The 18,476-nt window shown below is 62.9% G+C and carries 14 protein-coding genes and 1 tRNA gene; 6 read left to right on the top strand and 9 right to left on the bottom strand.

Features of this window, described 5'->3' with window-relative positions; genetic code table 11:
- Positions 1-119: 119 nt before the first annotated feature.
- From AC4GYV_RS05440 to AC4GYV_RS05425, 4 genes are all read right to left on the bottom strand, one after another.
- Complete coding sequence (locus AC4GYV_RS05440) at positions 120-1,517, bottom strand: methyl-accepting chemotaxis protein (RefSeq protein ID WP_491099641.1); 1,398 nt, start codon at positions 1,515-1,517, stop codon at positions 120-122.
- Between the two features lie 80 nt (positions 1,518-1,597).
- The gene (locus AC4GYV_RS05435) at positions 1,598-2,359 is read right to left on the bottom strand and encodes a hypothetical protein (protein WP_491099640.1); all 762 of its coding nucleotides are present in this window, start codon (positions 2,357-2,359) and stop codon (positions 1,598-1,600) included.
- A gap of 113 nt (positions 2,360-2,472) precedes the next feature.
- The gene (locus AC4GYV_RS05430; RefSeq protein ID WP_491099639.1) at positions 2,473-3,672 is read right to left on the bottom strand and encodes an exo-beta-N-acetylmuramidase NamZ family protein; all 1,200 of its coding nucleotides are present in this window, start codon (positions 3,670-3,672) and stop codon (positions 2,473-2,475) included.
- Between the two features lie 9 nt (positions 3,673-3,681).
- A complete protein-coding gene (locus AC4GYV_RS05425) occupies positions 3,682-4,218 on the bottom strand; it encodes a DOMON-like domain-containing protein (RefSeq protein ID WP_491099638.1) in 537 nt (178 codons plus the stop codon).
- 45 nt (positions 4,219-4,263) lie between these two features.
- Here AC4GYV_RS05425 and AC4GYV_RS05420 point away from each other — a divergent pair, with 45 nt between their 5' ends.
- Together AC4GYV_RS05420 and tyrS are read left to right on the top strand one after the other, a co-directional pair.
- Entirely contained in the window at positions 4,264-5,415 is a 1,152-nt protein-coding gene (locus AC4GYV_RS05420) for a glycoside hydrolase family 5 protein (protein ID WP_491099637.1), read from the top strand.
- A 39-nt stretch (positions 5,416-5,454) separates the two neighbouring features.
- A complete protein-coding gene (gene tyrS / locus AC4GYV_RS05415; protein WP_491099636.1) occupies positions 5,455-6,678 on the top strand; it encodes a tyrosine--tRNA ligase in 1,224 nt (407 codons plus the stop codon).
- Here the strand turns inward: tyrS and recG are convergent.
- Entirely contained in the window at positions 6,675-8,735 is a 2,061-nt protein-coding gene (gene recG, locus AC4GYV_RS05410) for an ATP-dependent DNA helicase RecG (protein WP_491099635.1), read from the bottom strand. The two genes, tyrS and recG, sit on opposite strands and share 4 nt — an antisense overlap.
- 35 nt (positions 8,736-8,770) lie before the next feature.
- Here recG and AC4GYV_RS05405 point away from each other — a divergent pair, with 35 nt between their 5' ends.
- Both AC4GYV_RS05405 and mfd read left to right on the top strand, forming a co-directional pair.
- Positions 8,771-9,067: an FAD assembly factor SdhE gene (locus AC4GYV_RS05405; RefSeq protein ID WP_491099634.1), complete on the top strand. Its 297-nt coding sequence runs from the start codon at positions 8,771-8,773 to the stop codon at positions 9,065-9,067.
- Positions 9,064-12,564 (top strand): transcription-repair coupling factor, encoded by a 3,501-nt coding sequence (gene mfd, locus AC4GYV_RS05400; RefSeq protein WP_491099633.1) that lies wholly within the window; start codon positions 9,064-9,066, stop codon positions 12,562-12,564. The genes AC4GYV_RS05405 and mfd overlap by 4 nt, the downstream gene beginning before the upstream one ends.
- Here the strand turns inward: mfd and AC4GYV_RS05395 are convergent.
- Together AC4GYV_RS05395 and AC4GYV_RS05390 are read right to left on the bottom strand one after the other, a co-directional pair.
- Positions 12,561-13,325 (bottom strand): class I SAM-dependent methyltransferase, encoded by a 765-nt coding sequence (locus tag AC4GYV_RS05395; RefSeq protein ID WP_491099632.1) that lies wholly within the window; start codon positions 13,323-13,325, stop codon positions 12,561-12,563. The genes mfd and AC4GYV_RS05395 overlap by 4 nt on opposite strands.
- A 69-nt stretch (positions 13,326-13,394) precedes the next feature.
- A complete protein-coding gene (locus AC4GYV_RS05390; RefSeq protein ID WP_491099631.1) occupies positions 13,395-14,228 on the bottom strand; it encodes an EAL domain-containing protein in 834 nt (277 codons plus the stop codon).
- Between the two features lie 173 nt (positions 14,229-14,401).
- Here AC4GYV_RS05390 and AC4GYV_RS05385 point away from each other — a divergent pair, with 173 nt between their 5' ends.
- Together AC4GYV_RS05385 and AC4GYV_RS05380 are read left to right on the top strand one after the other, a co-directional pair.
- A complete protein-coding gene (locus AC4GYV_RS05385; protein WP_491100393.1) occupies positions 14,402-15,181 on the top strand; it encodes an NAD kinase in 780 nt (259 codons plus the stop codon).
- A gap of 90 nt (positions 15,182-15,271) precedes the next feature.
- A tRNA-Asn gene (locus tag AC4GYV_RS05380) sits at positions 15,272-15,346 on the top strand.
- A 9-nt stretch (positions 15,347-15,355) separates the two neighbouring features.
- Here AC4GYV_RS05380 and AC4GYV_RS05375 read toward each other — a convergent pair.
- Together AC4GYV_RS05375 and AC4GYV_RS05370 are read right to left on the bottom strand one after the other, a co-directional pair.
- Positions 15,356-16,699 carry an HlyD family type I secretion periplasmic adaptor subunit gene (locus AC4GYV_RS05375; RefSeq protein ID WP_491099630.1) on the bottom strand — a complete coding sequence of 448 codons (1,344 nt, stop codon included), beginning with the start codon at positions 16,697-16,699 and terminating at the stop codon, positions 15,356-15,358.
- Positions 16,696-18,411, bottom strand: a complete 1,716-nt coding sequence (locus AC4GYV_RS05370) for a type I secretion system permease/ATPase (RefSeq protein ID WP_491099629.1) — start codon at positions 18,409-18,411, stop codon at positions 16,696-16,698. The genes AC4GYV_RS05375 and AC4GYV_RS05370 overlap by 4 nt, the downstream gene beginning before the upstream one ends.
- Positions 18,412-18,476 lie beyond the last annotated feature (65 nt).

The following is an 18,476-nucleotide window of genomic DNA, read 5'->3' as shown; positions in this document are numbered from 1 at the left end:
GTTCGTTTAGGCCACGCAGCGGCCTAATCGGGATGGTCCTAACTCAACGGCGTAAAGACGAAGTTTATGGACCCGTAAGGATTCGAAAAGAGCTCGTCCCGAGGTGGGACGAAACGGGATCAATCGTCCCGGTAAGCGAGCTCGAAATTACCCCAGCGGCGGCCTTTGACCCACAGCGGGACGAAGACATTTTTCACCGGAATGAATTTGTCGCCGAGTTCCATCCGGTAAGTCGCGAGAGTCGCGGGCCGGTCGCTCGCAAGCGCCATGCGTGTCGTGTCGTCGATCAGGATGCGCCGGTTGCGGCAATGCTCGTCGTTCCAGACGGGGTCCGGACCTTGCGGATGGCTGCGCTTGCTGAGGTGTGTCGGCAAATAGCCGTTCATGTCGCCGATTGCGCAGCCGATGATGCGGCCGTCCGAACCCTCGCTCCGGTCGAGGATTGGGCGCACATATTTGTCCGCGACGTCGTTGAAACGAACGCGATACTGGACCGGGTTCGATCCTTCGATCAGCTGATAGTCCCGGTCGAACACGTCTTCGAGCGTGCATTCGCCCGCATCGATCGCTTGCTCGACCAGCGCCTGGATCTGGCCGCAGGCCTCCTGCGCCTTCAGAATGAACGGCGTGTCGTCGATCTCTGCGCCTGAATTGGCGAGCGTGTCGAGCATGGTGTTCGACAGCATCTCGAGATGAGCGAGACGCTTCTGAGCCGTGAGAAGCTCGCTACCGTTCGCGCGAGCGTCTCCGGCGAACTCAGTGAGGCCGGCCTTCACGCGGTCGACGCTGGTCTGGATCATGCTGGTCGAATGGGCGATGCCCTCGGTCTGGCGGTCAACCATTCCGACGATCTCGCTGACCTCACGAACCGTGTCGCTGATCGTGCTGAATCCCGACTGCGCGGCGCGGCTGCGCTCTACACCAGTCTTGATCTCAGTCGTGACCGCCCCGGCCTCACGGGTCAGCTCTCCAATGGTTGAGGCGATCTGGCTGGTTGCCGCGCGCGTATCGTGCGCAAGCTTCTTCACCTCTGCCGCGACGACCGCAAAGCTGCGGCCGGCGTCCCCTGCCCTCGCCGCTTCGATGGTCGCATTGAGCGCGAGCATGTTGGTCTTGCGGGCGATCGTCTCGATGGTCGACGAAACTGTCTGGACCTGGCTCATAGCGGTCGCAAAGCCCGCCATCCGTTCGCCGAGCTGCACGATCAGGTCAGTCAGCCCCTTGAAGCCGTCGATGGTCCCTTCGATCGCTTCACGGCCCGCATCCAGCTTAGCCTTCGCCTGCTCTGAGAGAAGCCGTGCTTCGTCGGTGGAATCCGAAACGCGAGCCTGGTCACCCAGCAACCGGGTCGTCACTTCCTCGAGCTGGTCCAGCATCTTGAGATGCTCGCTGATGCGCTCGCCGACTCCTTTGACGTAGCCAGCGACGTCGCTGCACTCCATCGACAAGGAACCGCAATCGCGCGCAACGGCGCGGATCGCGTTTTCAGTGACTTCCTCGATCCCCTGAGTGGCCATCGACCGCCCCGCTCCCGAAACTATTCGAAAGCGGCATACGGAGAAGCTCCTACTTCTTCGTTAACCAACGATCCCCGAGGCTATTTCGATCGCCCGTCCAGGCGGATCGCGTTGCTCAAGCGGCCGCGCTCCTTAACGGCGTCTTCAGTCCCCTTCGATTTGTAGAGCGTCTGCAAGTAAATGATGTCGGACCTGGTCAACTCCGGCTCTCGCGGCGATCCCGGTTCGAACAGGTTGAGTATGCTGCGCACCCCTTTGTTCTTCGGAGGTATCGTGCGAGCCAGGCCGCGCATGGCCGCATAGTCGGCTAGCTGTGCAAGCGTGATTCCGAGGGCCGCCGACTGATCGATGACGATCACGGAGACTTCGATCTGCGCCCTGGTCGGCATATTGATGATCGACTTGGTCATCACCCGCATCATGTACGCATCACCATAGTCGGGCGTCGCAGTGCTGATCCCGTCTTCATTTCGGATACTGGTCACCGACCACGCTCGGACGGGCGACGTTTGGTTGATGATGTGCCGGACGTCCGTCAGGCTGACTCCGAGAAACCAATCGGGGTCCTTGCGGCGGAGGTCCTTCACGAACTGCTGCCCGTTCTTGTCCACCACCAAGACGAGATTCGCGAGGCAGCTAGGATTGGGATCGACCTCCGCGCCGACCCCCTTCGCCGTCTCGATGATCCGATCGCGCACAACGCGGGCGGCGTTCGGCTCGATGCCAACGATCACCGGACATAAAGGGTCGTGATAGCGAGGGACCTGGGAGTAGGTCCGCTGTGTCACATCACGTACGAAATCCTGAGCGTCTTTCGCAGCTGGACGGCCCGGACTCGTCACGATGATTTCGTTTGGGGACGAAGGGGCTGTCGCCTGAAAAGCCGCGGCGAGAAACAGGAGGAAGTGCATCAGCTACCGCTAGTTGAAAGTGCTCGGCCGGAACAGCGCGTCGATCAGTAAATCAGATACTTACGCCGGTCTTCGTCCCATGCCCTCTCATCGGGAATGGTCAGCGCGTCGAGATCGTTTGGACGAGCATTCGAGTCGTCGACCCATTCGCGGAGCAGGGTTGAGCCGTTGATGACATCGATCGCGAGCTTGTCGAATTCATATTCGTACGCGAAATCGCGCCACAGATCGTAGTCCGGGTACAGGTTGCGGATCGCCTTGAATGCGAGTGACTGAAGCCGCCACGGCCTGAACGCCTCGTGGTCGTAAAACGGACCTTCGGCGTGAATGAAGACGCCGTGGCAGAGTTCTCCGACATGCTTATGAAAAGTCGGCTGAAAATAGATGTCGCGAAGCTTGCAGCCTGCAAGCCATTGCGGAGCGACGCGCTCCATCTCGCCAAGGACATTCTTGGGCTGGATGTCCGGAGCACCGAACAACTCCAGAGCCCGGGTGGTGCCCCTGCCCTCGCTCAGCGTCGCGCCTTCGAGCATCACGGTGCCCGCATAAGCGCGCGCCATGTTGAGGTTGGCCGCGTTGGGGCTCGGGTTGATCCACACACGGTCCGCCGGCCAACCGAAACCTGGAGCTTCGTTCGGTTGCCAGCCCTCCATCTCGATCACGCGGTAATCAACGTCGAGGTCGAAGTGGTCGATGAACCATTTGCCGAGTTCGCCGAGGGTCAATCCATGGCGCATTGGCATCGGACCGGCGCCAACGAAGCTCTCCCAACCAGGGCGGAGGGTGAGCCCCTCGACCGGACGACCCGCTGGATTCGGACGATCGAGCACCCACACGCTCTTTCCGTGCTCCGCGGCCGCTTCGAGCACATAGAGGAGCGTCGTCACGTAGGTGTAGATGCGGCAGCCCAGATCCTGAAGGTCGATCAGGATGGTATCGAACGTTCCCATCGACTGACGGGTCGGCCGCCGAACCTCCCCGTAGAGGCTGAAGACGGGCACGCCATAGGTCGGATCAGTGTAGTCCGGCGACTCCATCATATTGTCCTGGAGGTCGCCGCGGACGCCGTGCTGCGGGCCGAACACGGCCGAGACGTTCAATCCGCTCGCGAACAGCGCATCGAGGCTGTGGGTCAGGTCCTTCGTGACCGAAGCAGGGTGGGCCAGGAGAGCAACGCGCTTGCCTTCGAGCGGGCGGCGAAGCTCAGGGTCGGCGAGCAGGCGATCGATACCGAATAGGGTCATGGACGCTGATTAGGGCAGGTGCGCAGCGAAGCAACCGGGCGCGTGGAAATCCGGCTTCTCGCGGGGATGTGCGAGCGCCCAATAAGACTTGGTACCGTCAATCTCCTCGAGCACCGCGGAGATTCCGAGTTCCCAGTTCGTGTCGGCTGGGATCGCGATCGTCGCGCCCACGGCCCACCAGGTGAAGTTGTCTTCCATCCGGATGTATGGCTCGGTGTCCGTTTCGGCAGGCGTCATGCCTTCACGATAATCGGTGAAATCATAGGCTGCCCACTGACCGGAGGGGGCAAAATTCCATTCGCGATAACCGGTCTCGCCGAGCGGCCGAAGGAATGCCTCGAAACAGGTCGTCTTCCACAGCTCGTCGGCGCGCGAGGGCTCCTCCACGTGGGGAATGACGAAGCGATCGGCGGGCGCCCCTACTCCGAACCAGATGTTCGTGGTCGCCACAGCTGCGAGCGAAGCTGCATGGTCGATCGTCGCCCAGACCTTGAGATCGCGAACACCGGGCGGCGTCATTGGATGAGATACCAGGTTGAGATGCACGGGCTGACCGTAGCAGGCCCTTCCGGATCACGCTAAGCCCCAATCATGGGGGCCTTCAATTCACATTCAGTCGTAAGATTGTTGCTAGCGGCGTTCCTGCTCATTGCAGGCGAGCATTGCTCGGCCGCATTCGCGCAATCGCCAACGTCCGTTTCAGCGGCCGACCTCGACGCATGGGATGCCGCGAAGGCAATGGGCACAGGCGTGAACATCGGCAACACGCTCGAGAATACCGCAGCTTGGGAAACGGGCTGGGGCAACCCTCCCATCACCAAAGCCTTCGTCGATCACTTAGCTGCACTCGGCTTTAAGACAGTCCGGGTCCCCGTGGCTTGGGATACGTACGCGAAGGACCGCCGCATCGACCGAGCCAAGCTCGAACGCGTTGGACAGGTCGTCGACTGGGTGACGTCGGCCGGCATGTTCTGCGTGATCAACATCCATTGGGATGGCGGATGGATCGATTCAGACGACAAGAAGAGGTTCGCGAAGACTTATCACACCTTTAGCCCCGAGGCCGAACAGAGGTTCAAGAGCTACTGGAACCAGATCGCGACATATCTTCACGATCGTGACGAGCGCCTGATCTTCGAGAGCCTCAACGAAGAATCCAATTTCGATGGCGCCGGCTCAAGCGCCTATGCAACCTTGGGACGCGTCAACCAGCTCTTCGTCGATACGGTTCGTGGCACCGGAGGGAAGAACGGCAAACGCCTGCTGATCATCGCCGGATACACGACGGACATCGAGAAGACCGCGACCGACAAATTCGTCCTTCCTCGCGACACGATCCCTCACAAGCTCCTTCTTTCCGTCCATTATTATACGCCGTGGCCCTTTGCCGGCATGACCAAGGACGAAAGCTGGGGGAAGATGCGCTTGACGTGGGGTACGCCGGAGGACCTCGCGGAGCTCAGGCGGAACTTCGAAAAGATGGCTGCTTACTCGCAGCAGAAGGATATTCCGGTCTTCGTCGGGGAGTTCGGGGCAGCGAAATCGAAGGACCCGCGGTCTCGTGCGAAATGGATGCTGGCCGTAGCGCTCACCGCCCAATCCAGGGACATGGTCCCGGTCCTGTGGGACACTGGCCAGGATATCGGCCGCAGCCCTCCGTTCACCGTCAGCCCTGAACTCTCGTTCGTCCTGACGGAGCTTCAGACCTTCAGCGAGAAGAACGGTGTGTCCACGGCTGAGTGAGCTTGTTGCACCCGCGTCCGCAATGCTAGCCGGGCGGCGATGACGACTTACCGCTCTTCCCTTCTGCGCCTGCTCGACGAGCGGGGCTACATCCACCAGGTCACCGACGCCGCAGCACTGGACGCGCTTGCGGAGAAGCAGGTGGTGCCCGGCTATATCGGCTTCGACGCGACGGCTCCGAGTCTGCATGTAGGCAGCCTGGTCCAAATCATGCTGCTGCGCCGGATGCAGCAGGCTGGCCACAAGCCGATCGTGCTGATGGGTGGCGGCACAACCAAGGTCGGCGACCCATCCGGCAAGGACGAGAGCCGCAAGCTGCTCACGACCGAGGAGATCGACGCCAATATCGCCGGCATTCGCCGAGTCTTCGAGCGGTTCCTGACCTTTGGCGATGGTCCGACAGACGCCATCGTGGTCAACAATGCAGATTGGCTCGACACCCTCGAGTACATCCCCTTCCTGCGCGAGGTCGGGAAGCATTTCACGATCAACCGGATGCTGACCTTCGACAGCGTGCGCCTGCGCCTCGATCGTGAGCAGCCGCTGACCTTCCTAGAATTCAACTACATGATCCTGCAGGCTTACGACTTCCTCGAGCTTTCGCGCCGGGTCGGGTGCCGGCTGCAACTCGGCGGGTCGGATCAGTGGGGCAATATCGTCAACGGCATCGAGGTTTCGCGCCGGATCGATGGCACCGAGGTGTTCGGCGTTACGAGCCCGCTCATCACCACCGCCGACGGCGCGAAGATGGGCAAGACCGCGGCGGGTGCCGTGTGGCTGAACGCCGAGCTGCTGAGCCCGTACGATTATTGGCAGTTCTGGCGAAACACGTCCGACGCGGACGTCGGCCGTTTCCTGCGCCTGTTCACGGACTTGCCGCTGGATGAGATCGCACGGCTCGAGAACTTGCCCGGTGCGGAGATCAACCAGGCCAAGGTAGTGCTGGCTACCGAGGCGACTTCGTTGCTTCACGGTCGCGAAGCTGGCCTGGCCGCCGAGCAGACGGCCCGCGAGACCTTCGAAGGTGGCGGTGCGGGCGCGGATCTTCCGACGCTCGATACGGGTGGGAGCATCGGCCTTCTCGCCGCGCTCACTGGTTTGGGTTTCTGTGCTTCGAACGGAGAGGCAAAGCGGAAGATCGCAGAAGGTGCGATCAGGATTGACGATCAGGTCGTGAGCGATCCGTCGCTAACGCTGGAGGTCGGGAGCAATCCGGTGAAAGTCAGCCTTGGCAAGAAGAAGCACGGGCTGCTCGTCGCCTAACCGCTTCTGATCAAATCCACCGCCTGATCACGTTCGAACAGGTAGAGGCAGATGCGCGCGGCCTGACCCCTCGGGCCGGACAAGCCGCCGTCGCGGTCGAGCAGGAGCTGGGCGTCACTCTGCGCGATTGGCGCAAGCGTCTGAACATCCTCAGGCGTGGCGACGCGAAACGCTTCTTCGCCTGACTGGCGCGTGCCGAGAATTTCCCCCGGACCTCGCAAGCGCAAATCTTCCTCTGCGATCCGGAAGCCGTCGTTGGTTTCGCGCATCAGCGCGAGGCGGGCACGCCCGACATCGGTGAGGTTCTGGTGCCGGATCAGCAAGCAGGTGCTCTTGCCGGTTCCGCGACCCACCCGGCCCCGCAGCTGGTGGAGCTGGGCCAATCCGAAACGTTCGGCACCTTCGACGATCATCAGCGTCGCGTTCGGGACGTTGACGCCAACTTCGATAACCGTAGTCGCGACAAGCACCGCCAGTTCGCCAGAGGCGAAGCGCGCCATGACCGCGTCCTTGTCCGGCCCCTTCATGCGACCGTGGACGAGACCGACCTTGTCGTCGCCAAAGCGCTGGCGGAGGATGCGGGCACGATCTTCGGCGGCCGCTGCGTCGGTCTTCTCGCTCTCCTCAACTAGCGGACAGACCCAATAGGCCTGCCCGCCGCTCGCGACGTGACGGCCGAGGCCATCGACCACATCCGACAGCTTCTCGTCACTGATCACGCGCGTTTCGACCGGCGTTCGCCCGGGCGGCATCTCGTCGATGCGGCTGACATCCATCTCGCCATATTGAGTGAGCGTTAGCGTTCGAGGGATTGGCGTTGCGGTCATCACCAGCAGGTGCGGCGGGTGCTCAGCCTTGGACGACAAAAGAAGCCTCTGCGAAACGCCGAAGCGATGCTGCTCGTCTACCACCGCCAACCCCAGCTTCTTGTAGGCGACCTTTTCCTGGAAGATCGCATGGGTGCCGATGAGGATGTCGATCGAACCGTCCGCTAGACCCATGAGCACGCTGTCGCGGGCACGTCCCTTTTCACGGCCGGTCAGGATCGCGACCCGAACTCCAATGCTGTCGAGCTGAGCGAGAAGCGTCGCATGATGCTGGCGCGCCAGGATCTCGGTCGGGGCCAGCAGTGCAGCCTGCGCCCCGGATTCGACGGCTGCAAGCATTGCCAGCACGGCGACGAGCGTCTTGCCCGAGCCGACATCGCCCTGAAGCAGCCGAAGCATCGGCGCGGACTGCGCCATATCGCCATGAATTTCGCCAACCACACGGCGCTGCGCGCCTGTTAGCTCGTATTCGAGTTTGAGCTTGGCGATCAGGGAACCCGTACCCGGCAATGGAACGGTCCGATGCCGGCGCTGCGACTGGCGAAGCAGCAGGAGCGCGAGCTGGTTTGCAAAAGTCTCGTCATAGGCCAGGCGCTTGCGCGCAGCCTCCGTGCCAGGCTCGCGATGGATAAGCGCCAGGGATGGAAGCCAGCCTGTCCAGGCTTCCCGGGATGCAAGGCTCGGCTCGATCCATTCCGGTAGCTCAGGCGCGCGCTCGAGCGCCTCTCGCGCCAACTCACCCATGCGGCGATTGGTCAGGCCTTCGGTGAGCGGATAGACTGGCTCGCGGATCGCGGGCGCCGGCCCCTTCCCTGGCTCTGCGACTTCAGGATGGATGATCTGCCACTCGTCGCCATAAGCTTCGAGCTTGCCCGAGACCATGCGCGTTTCGCCCATCGGCAATGTGCGCTTCGCCCAGCCGGGATTGTTGAAATAGATAAGGCTGATCGTGTTGCCCGCGGGGTCAGAAGCGAAAATCCGCGTCGGGCCGCGTCCCGATCGGTTCTCCCGCGTCTGAAATGGGGTCAGCTCCAGAATCACGTTGCGGCCGAGCAGGCTCTGGTCGGCAGCCGGCGCCCTTACTCGCTCGATCGCGCCGGTCGGCAGATGGTAGAGAACGTCTACGACGCGCGCGAGATCGAGCCGCTTCATCAGCTTGGCGACCTGCGGTCCGACGCCCCTCAGCACCTCGACCTCGGCGAACAATGGATTGAGGATCTCGGGCCGCATCAACAGTGGATTGCCGCGTCGCTTCGATCCTCGCAATGACGAACAAACATCACTACATGGACAACATGCTTTCAGATGAGGAATTGAAGCGCCTGCGCTGGCGCGCGCACCATCGCGGCACGCGTGAAGCCGACATGCTGGTCGGCGGCTTTTTCGATGCGCATCACGCGTCGTGGAGCGCCGAACAGCGCGCACTGTTCGAGGAGATGCTCGAGGAGCAGGATGTCGACATCATGGCCTGGGCGCACGGAACCGCCGAGGCACCGGAGCGCTTCGAAGGTCCGATGATCGAGGCGCTGAAGAAGCTCGACTATATCCGGATTGCGCGATGAGCGAGCCTCTGCAGCGCGTCCTGCGCGCCGATCAGCCGCTGATCCTCGCCGGCGTCCCCCAAGGCTTCCTGCCCTGGCTTGCCGCCGATCTTGCGCGCGCTGCGCATGGGACGGGCAAGGGCGGCCGTGCGGTCATCATCGCCGCCGACGAAGCGGCCATGCGTGCGCTGGCCGATACGGTCCCGCTGTTCGCGCCCGAAGTCGAAGTGCTGACGCTACCTGGTTGGGACTGCCTGCCCTACGACCGCGCATCTCCGGCGCTGCGCACGATGGCAGAGCGTCTTGCGACGCTCAATGCGCTGCAGGCCAAGCGCGAGAAGCCGCAGCTGCTCGTTGCAACTGCAAGCGGGGCGACCCTGCGGACGCTTACGCCCTTCCGCATCCGCCAGCTCACACGCAGGATCGCCGAGGGGGAGCGGATTGAGCGGGAGACGCTCGTCAAGCAGCTGAACGCGCTTGGCTACCAGCGCACGGACACCGTTGCCGAACATGGCGAATATGCCGTGCGCGGGTCGCTGATCGACGTTTTTCCTGCAGGCGCGACGCAGGCCTTGCGGCTCGACTTCTTCGGCGACGAAATTGATAGCCTTCGCCGGTTCGACCCGGCGGACCAGCGCTCGACCGACAAGGCGGACGCGTTCACGCTCATGCCTGCTTCCGAAGCGCTGCTGGACGAAGACAGCATCAAGCGCTTCCGTTCCCGCTATCGCGAGAAGTTCGGCGCAACCTCGACGCAGGACCCGCTTTACCAGGCGCTGTCCGAAGGACGACGCATGGCGGGCATGGAGCACTGGCTCCCGCTGCTCGAAGACAAGCTTTCGACGCTGTTCGATCATTTGGGCGAAGACGACATCATCGTCCGCGACGCGGCTGCGGATCAGGCCACCGATAGCCGGCGCGAAGCGATCGAGGATTATTACAACAACCGCGTGCGAGCGATGGAAACCGCGCCGGGCAGTTATCGGCCGCTGGAACCACAGAGCCTCTACGTCCTGAACGGCGATTGGCAGCAGATCGTTGAAGACCGTGCGATCCACCGGACGTCGCCGTTCGCCGAACCCGAATCGAAGACCACGATCGACTTTGGCGTGTTGCCGGCCCGCGACTTCGCGCCCGAGCGGACACAGCAGGCGAATGTCTACGAGGCGGTTGCCGATCATGTCGGCAAGCTTCGGAGGAGCAGCCACAAGGTCGTGCTGGCGAGCTACACGCGCGGCGCTCGCGAGCGTCTCGCGGGGCTGCTCGAAGACCATGGCCTGAAGGCGCAGAAGCTCGCCGATACCTGGCAGGAAGCGCTCGGCAGCAAGACTCAGCCAGCGCTCCTCGTCCTCCCGCTCGAGCACGGGTTCACCACGCCAGACGTAGCGGTGCTCACCGAGCAGGACATGCTCGGCGACCGCCTCGTGCGGCGGCGCAAGAACCGCAAGGCCTCGGATGCCTTCCTGCAGGAGCTGGCGACGCTCTCACCCGGCGATCTCGTCGTCCACGCGGACCACGGCATCGGGCGGTACGAGGGCCTGACGCAAATTCCAGTCAGCAAGGTTCCCCACGACTGCGTTGCGCTGGAATATGCGCGTGGCGACAAGCTCTACGTGCCGGTCGAGAATATCGAACTGCTCTCGCGCTATGGCAGCGAAAGCGAGGGCGTAACGCTCGACAGTCTCGGCGGCGAAGCGTGGCAGCGCCGCAAGGCGCGGATGAAGGAGCGGATCCGCGAGATTGCGGGCGAGCTCATCAAGACTGCCGCGATGCGCGCAACGCGTCCAGGAGTCGTGGCCGCGCCCGACGCCAGCTATCCGCAATTCGTCGACCGATTCCCGTACGAAGAGACCGACGATCAGGATCGCGCGATCGAGGAAGTTCTCGGCGATCTCGAAGCAGGCAAACCCATGGATCGCCTGGTCTGCGGCGATGTGGGCTTCGGCAAGACCGAGGTCGCGCTGAGAGCTGCATTCGTCATGGCAATGTCAGGCAAGCAGGTGGCGCTGATCGGCCCCACCACCCTTCTGGCGAGGCAGCACTATAAGAATTTCGTCGATCGGCTGCAGGGCTTTCCGATCAATGTGGGCCGGCTGTCACGGCTCGTGCCTGCGGCAGAAGCAAAGAAGACGAAGGAAGGGCTCGCTGACGGGACGGTCGATATCGTCGTCGGCACCCATGCGTTGCTAGCCAAGGGCATTGAGTTCAAGCGGCTCGGCCTGGTGATCGTCGACGAGGAGCAGCATTTCGGAGTCGCGCACAAGGAACGGCTCAAGGCACTCAAGGCCGACGTCCACGTGCTCACGCTGACAGCGACGCCAATCCCGCGCACGCTGCAGATGGCGATGTCGGGCCTACGCGATCTTAGCGTGATCCAGACGCCCCCCGTCGATCGCTTGGCGGTGCGCACGTACGTGACACCGTTCGATGGCGTCGTGCTTCGCGAAGCACTGCTCCGCGAGCATTATCGCGGCGGGCAGAGCTTCTTCGTCGTGCCGCGCATCAGCGACCTTCCCGACATCGAGGAATGGCTGCGCGAGCAGGTGCCTGAGGTGAAGTTCGTCACCGCGCACGGCCAAATGAGCCCGAGCCAGGTTGAGGAGCGGATGAGCGCTTTCTATGACCGCAAGTACGACGTGCTGCTCTCGACCACGATCGTGGAGAGCGGGCTCGATATTCCGAACGCCAATACGCTCGTCGTTCACCGTTCGGATCGGTTCGGCCTTGCCCAGCTGTATCAGCTGCGCGGTCGCGTCGGCCGGTCGAAGACCCGCGCCTATGCCTATCTGACGATGCCGGAGAACCGGTCGATCACGGAGGCAGCGCAGAAGCGCCTGCAAGTTCTCTCTGAGCTCGACAATCTCGGCGCAGGGTTCCAGCTCGCCAGCCACGACCTGGATATTCGCGGCGCAGGCAATCTGCTAGGCGACGAGCAATCGGGCCACATCAAGGAAGTGGGTTTCGAGCTTTACCAGTCGATGCTCGAGGACGCGATCGTCGAACTCAAAGCCGGTGGGGTCCAACGGACCGAAGAATTCACGCCGCAGATCAGCGTCGATGCGCCGATCATGATCCCGGAAGCTTACGTGCCGGATCTCGACTTGCGCATGGGTCTCTATCGTCGTCTGGGCGAGCTTGAGGATCGCCCGGCCATCGACGCCTTCGCCGCCGAGATGATCGATCGATTCGGCGCGCTGCCCGAGGAAACGGCCAACTTGATGAAGATCGTCGAGGTGAAGCTGAACCTCAAGCAGGCAATGGTCGCGAAGCTGGACATGGGACCGAAGGGCGCTGTCGTGACGTTCGCGGACAGTGGCTTCCCGGACCTCCGCGGGCTGCTCGACTATATCGATCGGCTGAAGGGCAGCGCGAAGCTGCGTCCCGATAGCAAGATGGTCGTCAGCCGGGATTGGCCGACGCCGGATGCGCGCCTCAATGGCGCTTTGCAGCTCTCGCGCGGCCTCGCGCGCGTCGCTGCGGCGGGGGAAAGTGCGAAGAAGGAGCTGGAGCCCGCCTAAAGCGGCTTCACGAACTTGTAGGCGAACTGGCTGGTATTGCCGCGGATCGACTTGTCGAAGACAGGTATGTCGAGGGGGTCAGCCGGATTGTTCAGCGCTTTGCTCTCCCCGGCGAACTTGAAGCCCGCCGCTTCAACGATCTGACGCACGGTTGCCGGATCGACCCGGTGGAGCGTGTCGGTGTCCTGCAAGCCCCTCCCAGGCTTCGCCATGTGATCGATGATCAGGAAGGTGCCGCCTGGCTTCAGCGCCTTGAACGCATCCTTCGCGAGCATCGAAGGATCGCCCTTGCCCATGAACTCGTCAGGATAATCGTGGAAGTTCTGCGAAGTCCAAATGACGTCGAGCGGCTCGGGAGCAGTCAGGGTGGTCGTCGGCTCGATCTCAGTGACGATGTTGCCGTAATATTTGTCGGCCGAAAGCTGCCGCAGCGTGGCGACATTGCCCATGGCCGTCCGCGCATAGGCTTGCGGCCACACCGCATAGACCTTGCCTTGTGGGCCGACGATCTTGCTGAAGATGCGGGTCCAGTAGCCAGTGCCCGGAATGAGGTCCAAGACCTTGTCGCCCGGTTTCACCTCCGCGAACGCGATGAGCGGTCCGGGCTTGCGGCGCGCATCCGCGGCATCGCGCTGATCCTTGCGCGCTGGATCCGCCAGTGCGGCATCAAGCGCGGCTTGGGAAAACTGCCGCACAGGCTCCGCTTTGTGGCAACCCGCCAGAAGCACCGCCGCGGCGACAGCAAATGTGATCGGTCTCACGCCCACCTCCATCGGGAAGGGAGCAAATCATAGGAGTGACGCGATGGGGCGAACTTTTCGACGGACAGCCTAGGCGGCTTCGACCTGCGCAGCGGCAACGAAACGCGTCAGCTCTTCGAGCGTGAGCGCACCGGCCCCGATGAAACCCTGGTAATAGTCGCAGCCCCACTCCGCGAGCAGCATCAGCTGGCCGGTGCTTTCGACACCTTCGACCACGACCTGCAGTCCGAGATCCCGCGCGAGGCGGATCATCGCCTTTACAACGATGCGATCCTGCGACTTGCCGACGATGTGCGTGATCAGGCCGCGGTCGATCTTGAGCATGTCGAGCGGCAGCGAGATCAGATAGGCCAAGCTGCAATAGCCAGTGCCGAAATCGTCCACCGCGATGGTGACGCCAGCTTCACGGAGCCGCGTGAGCCGCTCGCTGACGGCGGGCTGATCGACAAGCAAGGCGCTTTCGGTGATTTCGACGTTCACGCGATTGGGATCGATCCCGGCGCTCTCGATCTCGTCGAGCAGCCACTGGTCGAACGCCTCGCGCGCGAGGTCCTGCGGCAGCAGGTTGATCGAGATCTTCAGGTTTTTGAGCGGTCCTTCCCAAACAGCGGCGCAGCGCAGGGCTTTCCGCTGGATCAGACGCGAAAGCCGCTCTTCCAATCCGGCTGCCGTGGCTCTTGCGAACAGCACTTCGGCCGACGGCACGATAGCGGATCGGGCCAGTGCTTCGGCTCCGATGATCCGTCCCGTTCGCGGGTCGATCAGCGGCTGATAGAGAACCTCGATCTGCTCGTGCGCGATTGCAGCTTCCAGGAGCGGGTCGCGGACGGGAATGGCGGGCGTCGAAGTCGCCCCATCCGACGCCCGCCTGCCCCACTCGAAAATCGTTTCCAAACCCGACATGCAACCGGCGTTAACGATTGACCGAAGTGCGAGGAACTGCGTCTTCCGACCCCGACCCGAAACGGTACAGTGACGCAGGCGTGCTCACACCTTATGTTCGGAGCGCAGCAGAAGCGGCCGAGGAGCAGCGAGTGAACGCGGACGTGCCCCAACGACAGGACCGATCTGAACGAATGGACCTGCGCGCACTCGGCATTGGCCTTTTGTCCTCGCACACCGACGTGGCGTCGGCTGCCGAGACCATGCTTCGCCAGCGATACGACTTCGCGCCCGCGGAGGAGGCAGAAACGCTAGTCGCGCTGGGCGGCGACGGGTTCATGCTGCACACGTTGCACTCGATGCTGGACGCAGGCTCGCCGCGCCCGGTCTTCGGCATGAACCGCGGCACCGTGGGCTTTCTGATGAACGATTGGCGGATCGATTGCCTGCCGGAGCGGCTCGCGGGGGCGAAGCCGATCCGCGTCGCGCCGCTTGAAATGAAGGTGACGACGGTGTCCGGGCAGACCTTCGTCCACTCGGCAATCAACGAGGTCTCGCTGCTTCGCGAGACGAGGCAGACTGCGAAGATCGAAGTCTCGGTCAACGGCCGCGTGGCGTTGCCGGAGCTCGCCTGCGACGGCGTTCTTGTGGCGACCCCCGCGGGATCGACCGCCTACAATCTTTCGGCACATGGTCCGATCCTGCCGCTTCAGGCCAAGATGCTCGCCCTGACGCCGATCAGCCCGTTCCGGCCACGGCGATGGTCAGGCGCGATTCTGCCCGACGATACGGCTGTGTGCCTCAAGGTGCTGGAGGCCGAGAACCGGCCGGTTTCCGCCGTTGCCGATCAGGTCGAGGTTCGTGACGTTTCACGCGTCGAGATCCGGTTGGACAAGGAACGGTCGCTCACCTTGCTGTTCGATCCCGAGCATGCGCTCGACGAACGCATCGCCATGGAGCAGTTCGCGACGTAAAAATCTGTCCCCGTTGGTGAAGAAGGTCGCTTGAACACTTGCCTTTAAGGACCGTCGCGCTATCTAGCCCGCGCTGCCCTTAGGGGCTGCTCCCCGGTAGCTCAGCGGTAGAGCATCCGACTGTTAATCGGACGGCCGCCTGTTCGAATCAGGCCCGGGGAGCCATTTTCCCTCTTATTCTTCGTGGCCGGACCGCCAGAGCGCGCCGGTCAGCGGCTCCAGCAGATACTGCAGCGCAGTCCGCTTGCGCACGGTCAGCACCGCTTCGACCGGCAGGCCGGGGCGCAGCTCGCCATTGCCGAGCACCGAACGGACGCGATTCAGCTCGGCTTCCGGGACCACGATTTCCGTGCGGAAGTAGGTGCGGCCGGACTTCTCGTCGGTGAAGCTGTCGGCAGAGACGGTGCGCACCGTGCCCGTGAAGAGCGGCAGCTCGCGGTTGTGCACGCTGAGAAAACGCACCTGGGCCTTTTGTCCCGGGTATGCGTCGTCGGCGTCCGTCGGATTGAGCTGGGCCTGAATGACCAGCTCCCGGCCATCGGGAACGATGTCCATCAGCTTCTGGCCTGCTCCCACCACGCCCCCGATGGTGAACACCTGCAGACCTACGACCTGGCCGGTGGCGGGCGCGCGTACGAGCGAATGCTGCAGCTGCTCGCGGGTTGCCACCAGCTTCGGCAGGACCTCGGAAATCTTGCTCTGCGTGTCCTTCAGATCGGATTCAATCTGCTCGAGGCGGTCGCGGCCGACGCTCAGCGATTGCATCTTGGTTTCGCCGATGCCCTCGCCGGCGCGTGCATATTCCGCAGTCATCTGGGCTTCCTGGCCCTTGAGATCCGCCTGTGCGCGCTCAAGCTGGCGAACGCGGTTCATGGATGCGAAGCCCTTCGCAGCGACGCTTTTCAGGCCGTCCAGCTCTTCGGCAATTAGCCGCTGCTGTTCGACCAGGGCCTCGCGCTGTTTCACATAGCCTCCCTGCTGTTGGACAAGCTGGGAAGCCCGCTGGCCGAGCACGGATTGCTGCGCCGACATCGCGCCGGATCGAGCCCGCATTTCGGAGCGCTGGAGAGCCATCACCTGATTGGCGATCTCACGGTCTTCCGGACTGAGGCTCGCGAATTCGACAGGGGTAGCGAAATCGCGCTGGCCCACGCGTTCCGCCATCAGGCGCGCGCGCTGGGCAATCAGAGTCAGATAATCGCTGGTGAGGGCCCGCTCGGACGCCTTCAGCTCTGGCGCGGACAGCTCGATAAGCACTTCGCCCGCCTTCACGTGCTGGCCTTCGCGGACGTGGATGGAGTTCACCATGCCCCCGTCCTTGTGCTGGACCGTCTGACGATTGCCGGAAACGGCTATTTGACCCGCCGCGTGCACCCCGGCGTCCAGGGGAACGAACGCCGCCCACCCCAGGAACAGGATGAAAAAGGCGCCTGCGATGGCTGCTCCCAAGCGAATCTCGCGGGTGGGATTGCCCGCTTCGCTGTGAACGGGCGAGGCGAGGACGAGCGCTTCGCTCATGCGGCATTCTCCGAACTCTTCGGCCCGGTCAGTCGGGCAACAACTTCAGCGGCGGGGCCGATCATGCGCGGCTTGCCATCTTCCAGGACGAGCAGGCGGTCTGCGGTCTGCAGGACGCCGCGGCGATGGGCGATGACGATCACCGTCGCTCCGCGCTTCCGGGCCTTTGCAATGGCCGCAATCAACGACTGCTCGCCATCCTGGTCGAGGAAGGCATTGGGCTCATCGAGCACGAGCACCTTCGGATCTCCGTACAGTGCGCGTGCGAGCGCAACGCGCTGCGACTGACCGGCGGATAGCCCAGCGCCCATCAGGCCGAGCTCGGTATCGTACCCCTTCGGCAGCTGAAGGATGAGCTCGTGAATGCCGGCTTCTTTCGCTGCGGCGACGACGGCCTCGTCGATCGTCTTGGTTTCCTCCGCGGTCGTACCCTTCTGGAATCGCGCGATATTCTCTTTGATCGAGCCTTCGAACAGGGACGGTTCCTGCGGCATGTAGCCGAGATACGGTCCAAGCTCGTCCTGATCCCAGTCGGTCAGACGAGCGCCGTCTATGCGCACCGTTCCGATCGTCGGCTGGAGTGCGCCGACGAGGATCTTGCCGAGCGTCGTCTTGCCGGATCCGCTGGGGCCGATGATGCCCAGGATCTGGCCTGGATCTGCGCGCAGGGTGACGCCGACGAGTATCGGCTTTCCTTCGCGAGCACGCATTCCGACTTCTTCGACCGTAAGTACGCCCTCGGGAGCAGGCAGCGTCGTGTAGATGCGCTGCTCCTCCAGGTTCTCGAAAGCCCGAGCCAGTCGCTTCACTGCGGCGTGCGCCGAGGTCAGCGGCGACCAGGCGCCGATGATGCTTTCCACCGGCTGCAGCGCCCGGCTGAGAAGCACCGAAGAGGCGATAATCGCGCCCGAGGAGATATCGCCGGCGATTGCCAGCAATGCGCCCACGCCCAACGCAATCGACTGAATGAACAGTCGGAAGAAGCGGCTTGAGGCCGTAAGCTTTGCGCCAGCAAACTGAGCATTCAGCATGTTGGAAAGGGCAATTCGGCGATGAGCGAGCTGGCGATCAACCATCGCGCCGGTCATCCCGAGGCCCTTCACGGTCGTGCCATGGGTCGCAGCAGCCTGCTGGCTGTTGTGCGCGGACGCCATTGCCGCCGTCGCAATCTCCATCTTCTTCTGGGTCGCGCGTTGGTTGAGCCAGGCCAGGCTCACCAGCAGCACCATCGCGAAGATCGCCAGGATGCCGATCCAGAAGTGAAGCATGAATGCGACGATCAGGAAGACGGGCGTCCAGGGAAGGTCGAAGATAGCCGCAATGGCAGGCGTCGCCATTGCGGTACGGACCGAATCGAAGTCGCGCATCGCCTGGCCGGCGGCACCCGAATCCGTCGCCATCATCTGCTTGAGAATACGCGGCGCAATCAGGGCATCGACGCGCTGGCTAGCGCGGATCAGAAGACGGTTGCGGACCATGTCCAGCGCAGACAGCGTCATCAGCGCCAGCGCGAGTGCCAGCGTCACGAACAGCAAAGTCGTCTTGCCCGCGGTCGGGACCACACGGTCGTAGACCTGCAACATGTACAGCGTCGGCGCGAGATAGAGGATGTTAATCAACAGGCTGAAGATCGCAGCCGCAACGAAGTGCTGGCGGCAATCGGCCAGTGCATCGGAAAGCACCTTCGGCAATTCCAGTCCGGCGATCCTCAATTACGCTCTCCTGCCGCACGGCAGTGCGGCGCGCGCACAAGATCCATCACCTGCATGAACTCCCC

It is taken from the genome of Sphingomonas sp. SP4 (assembly GCF_058313375.1).
This window is presented reverse-complemented; position numbering and strand designations above follow the sequence as displayed.

Excerpts from the sequence above, each read along its gene's own strand:
- AC4GYV_RS05385 (WP_491100393.1), top strand. The coding sequence starts at position 14,402 with ATGGACCTGCGCGCACTCGGCATTGGCCTTTTGTCCTCGCACACCGAC.
- AC4GYV_RS05440 (WP_491099641.1), bottom strand. The coding sequence starts at position 1,517 with ATGGCCACTCAGGGGATCGAGGAAGTCACTGAAAACGCGATCCGCGCC.
- AC4GYV_RS05420 (WP_491099637.1), top strand. The coding sequence starts at position 4,264 with ATGGGGGCCTTCAATTCACATTCAGTCGTAAGATTGTTGCTAGCGGCG.
- AC4GYV_RS05405 (WP_491099634.1), top strand. The coding sequence starts at position 8,771 with ATGACGAACAAACATCACTACATGGACAACATGCTTTCAGATGAGGAA.
- AC4GYV_RS05375 (WP_491099630.1), bottom strand. The coding sequence starts at position 16,699 with ATGAGCGAAGCGCTCGTCCTCGCCTCGCCCGTTCACAGCGAAGCGGGC.
- AC4GYV_RS05390 (WP_491099631.1), bottom strand. The coding sequence starts at position 14,228 with ATGTCGGGTTTGGAAACGATTTTCGAGTGGGGCAGGCGGGCGTCGGAT.
- tyrS (WP_491099636.1), top strand. The coding sequence starts at position 5,455 with ATGACGACTTACCGCTCTTCCCTTCTGCGCCTGCTCGACGAGCGGGGC.
- mfd (WP_491099633.1), top strand. The coding sequence starts at position 9,064 with ATGAGCGAGCCTCTGCAGCGCGTCCTGCGCGCCGATCAGCCGCTGATC.
- recG (WP_491099635.1), bottom strand. The coding sequence starts at position 8,735 with ATGCGGCCCGAGATCCTCAATCCATTGTTCGCCGAGGTCGAGGTGCTG.
- AC4GYV_RS05430 (WP_491099639.1), bottom strand. The coding sequence starts at position 3,672 with ATGACCCTATTCGGTATCGATCGCCTGCTCGCCGACCCTGAGCTTCGC.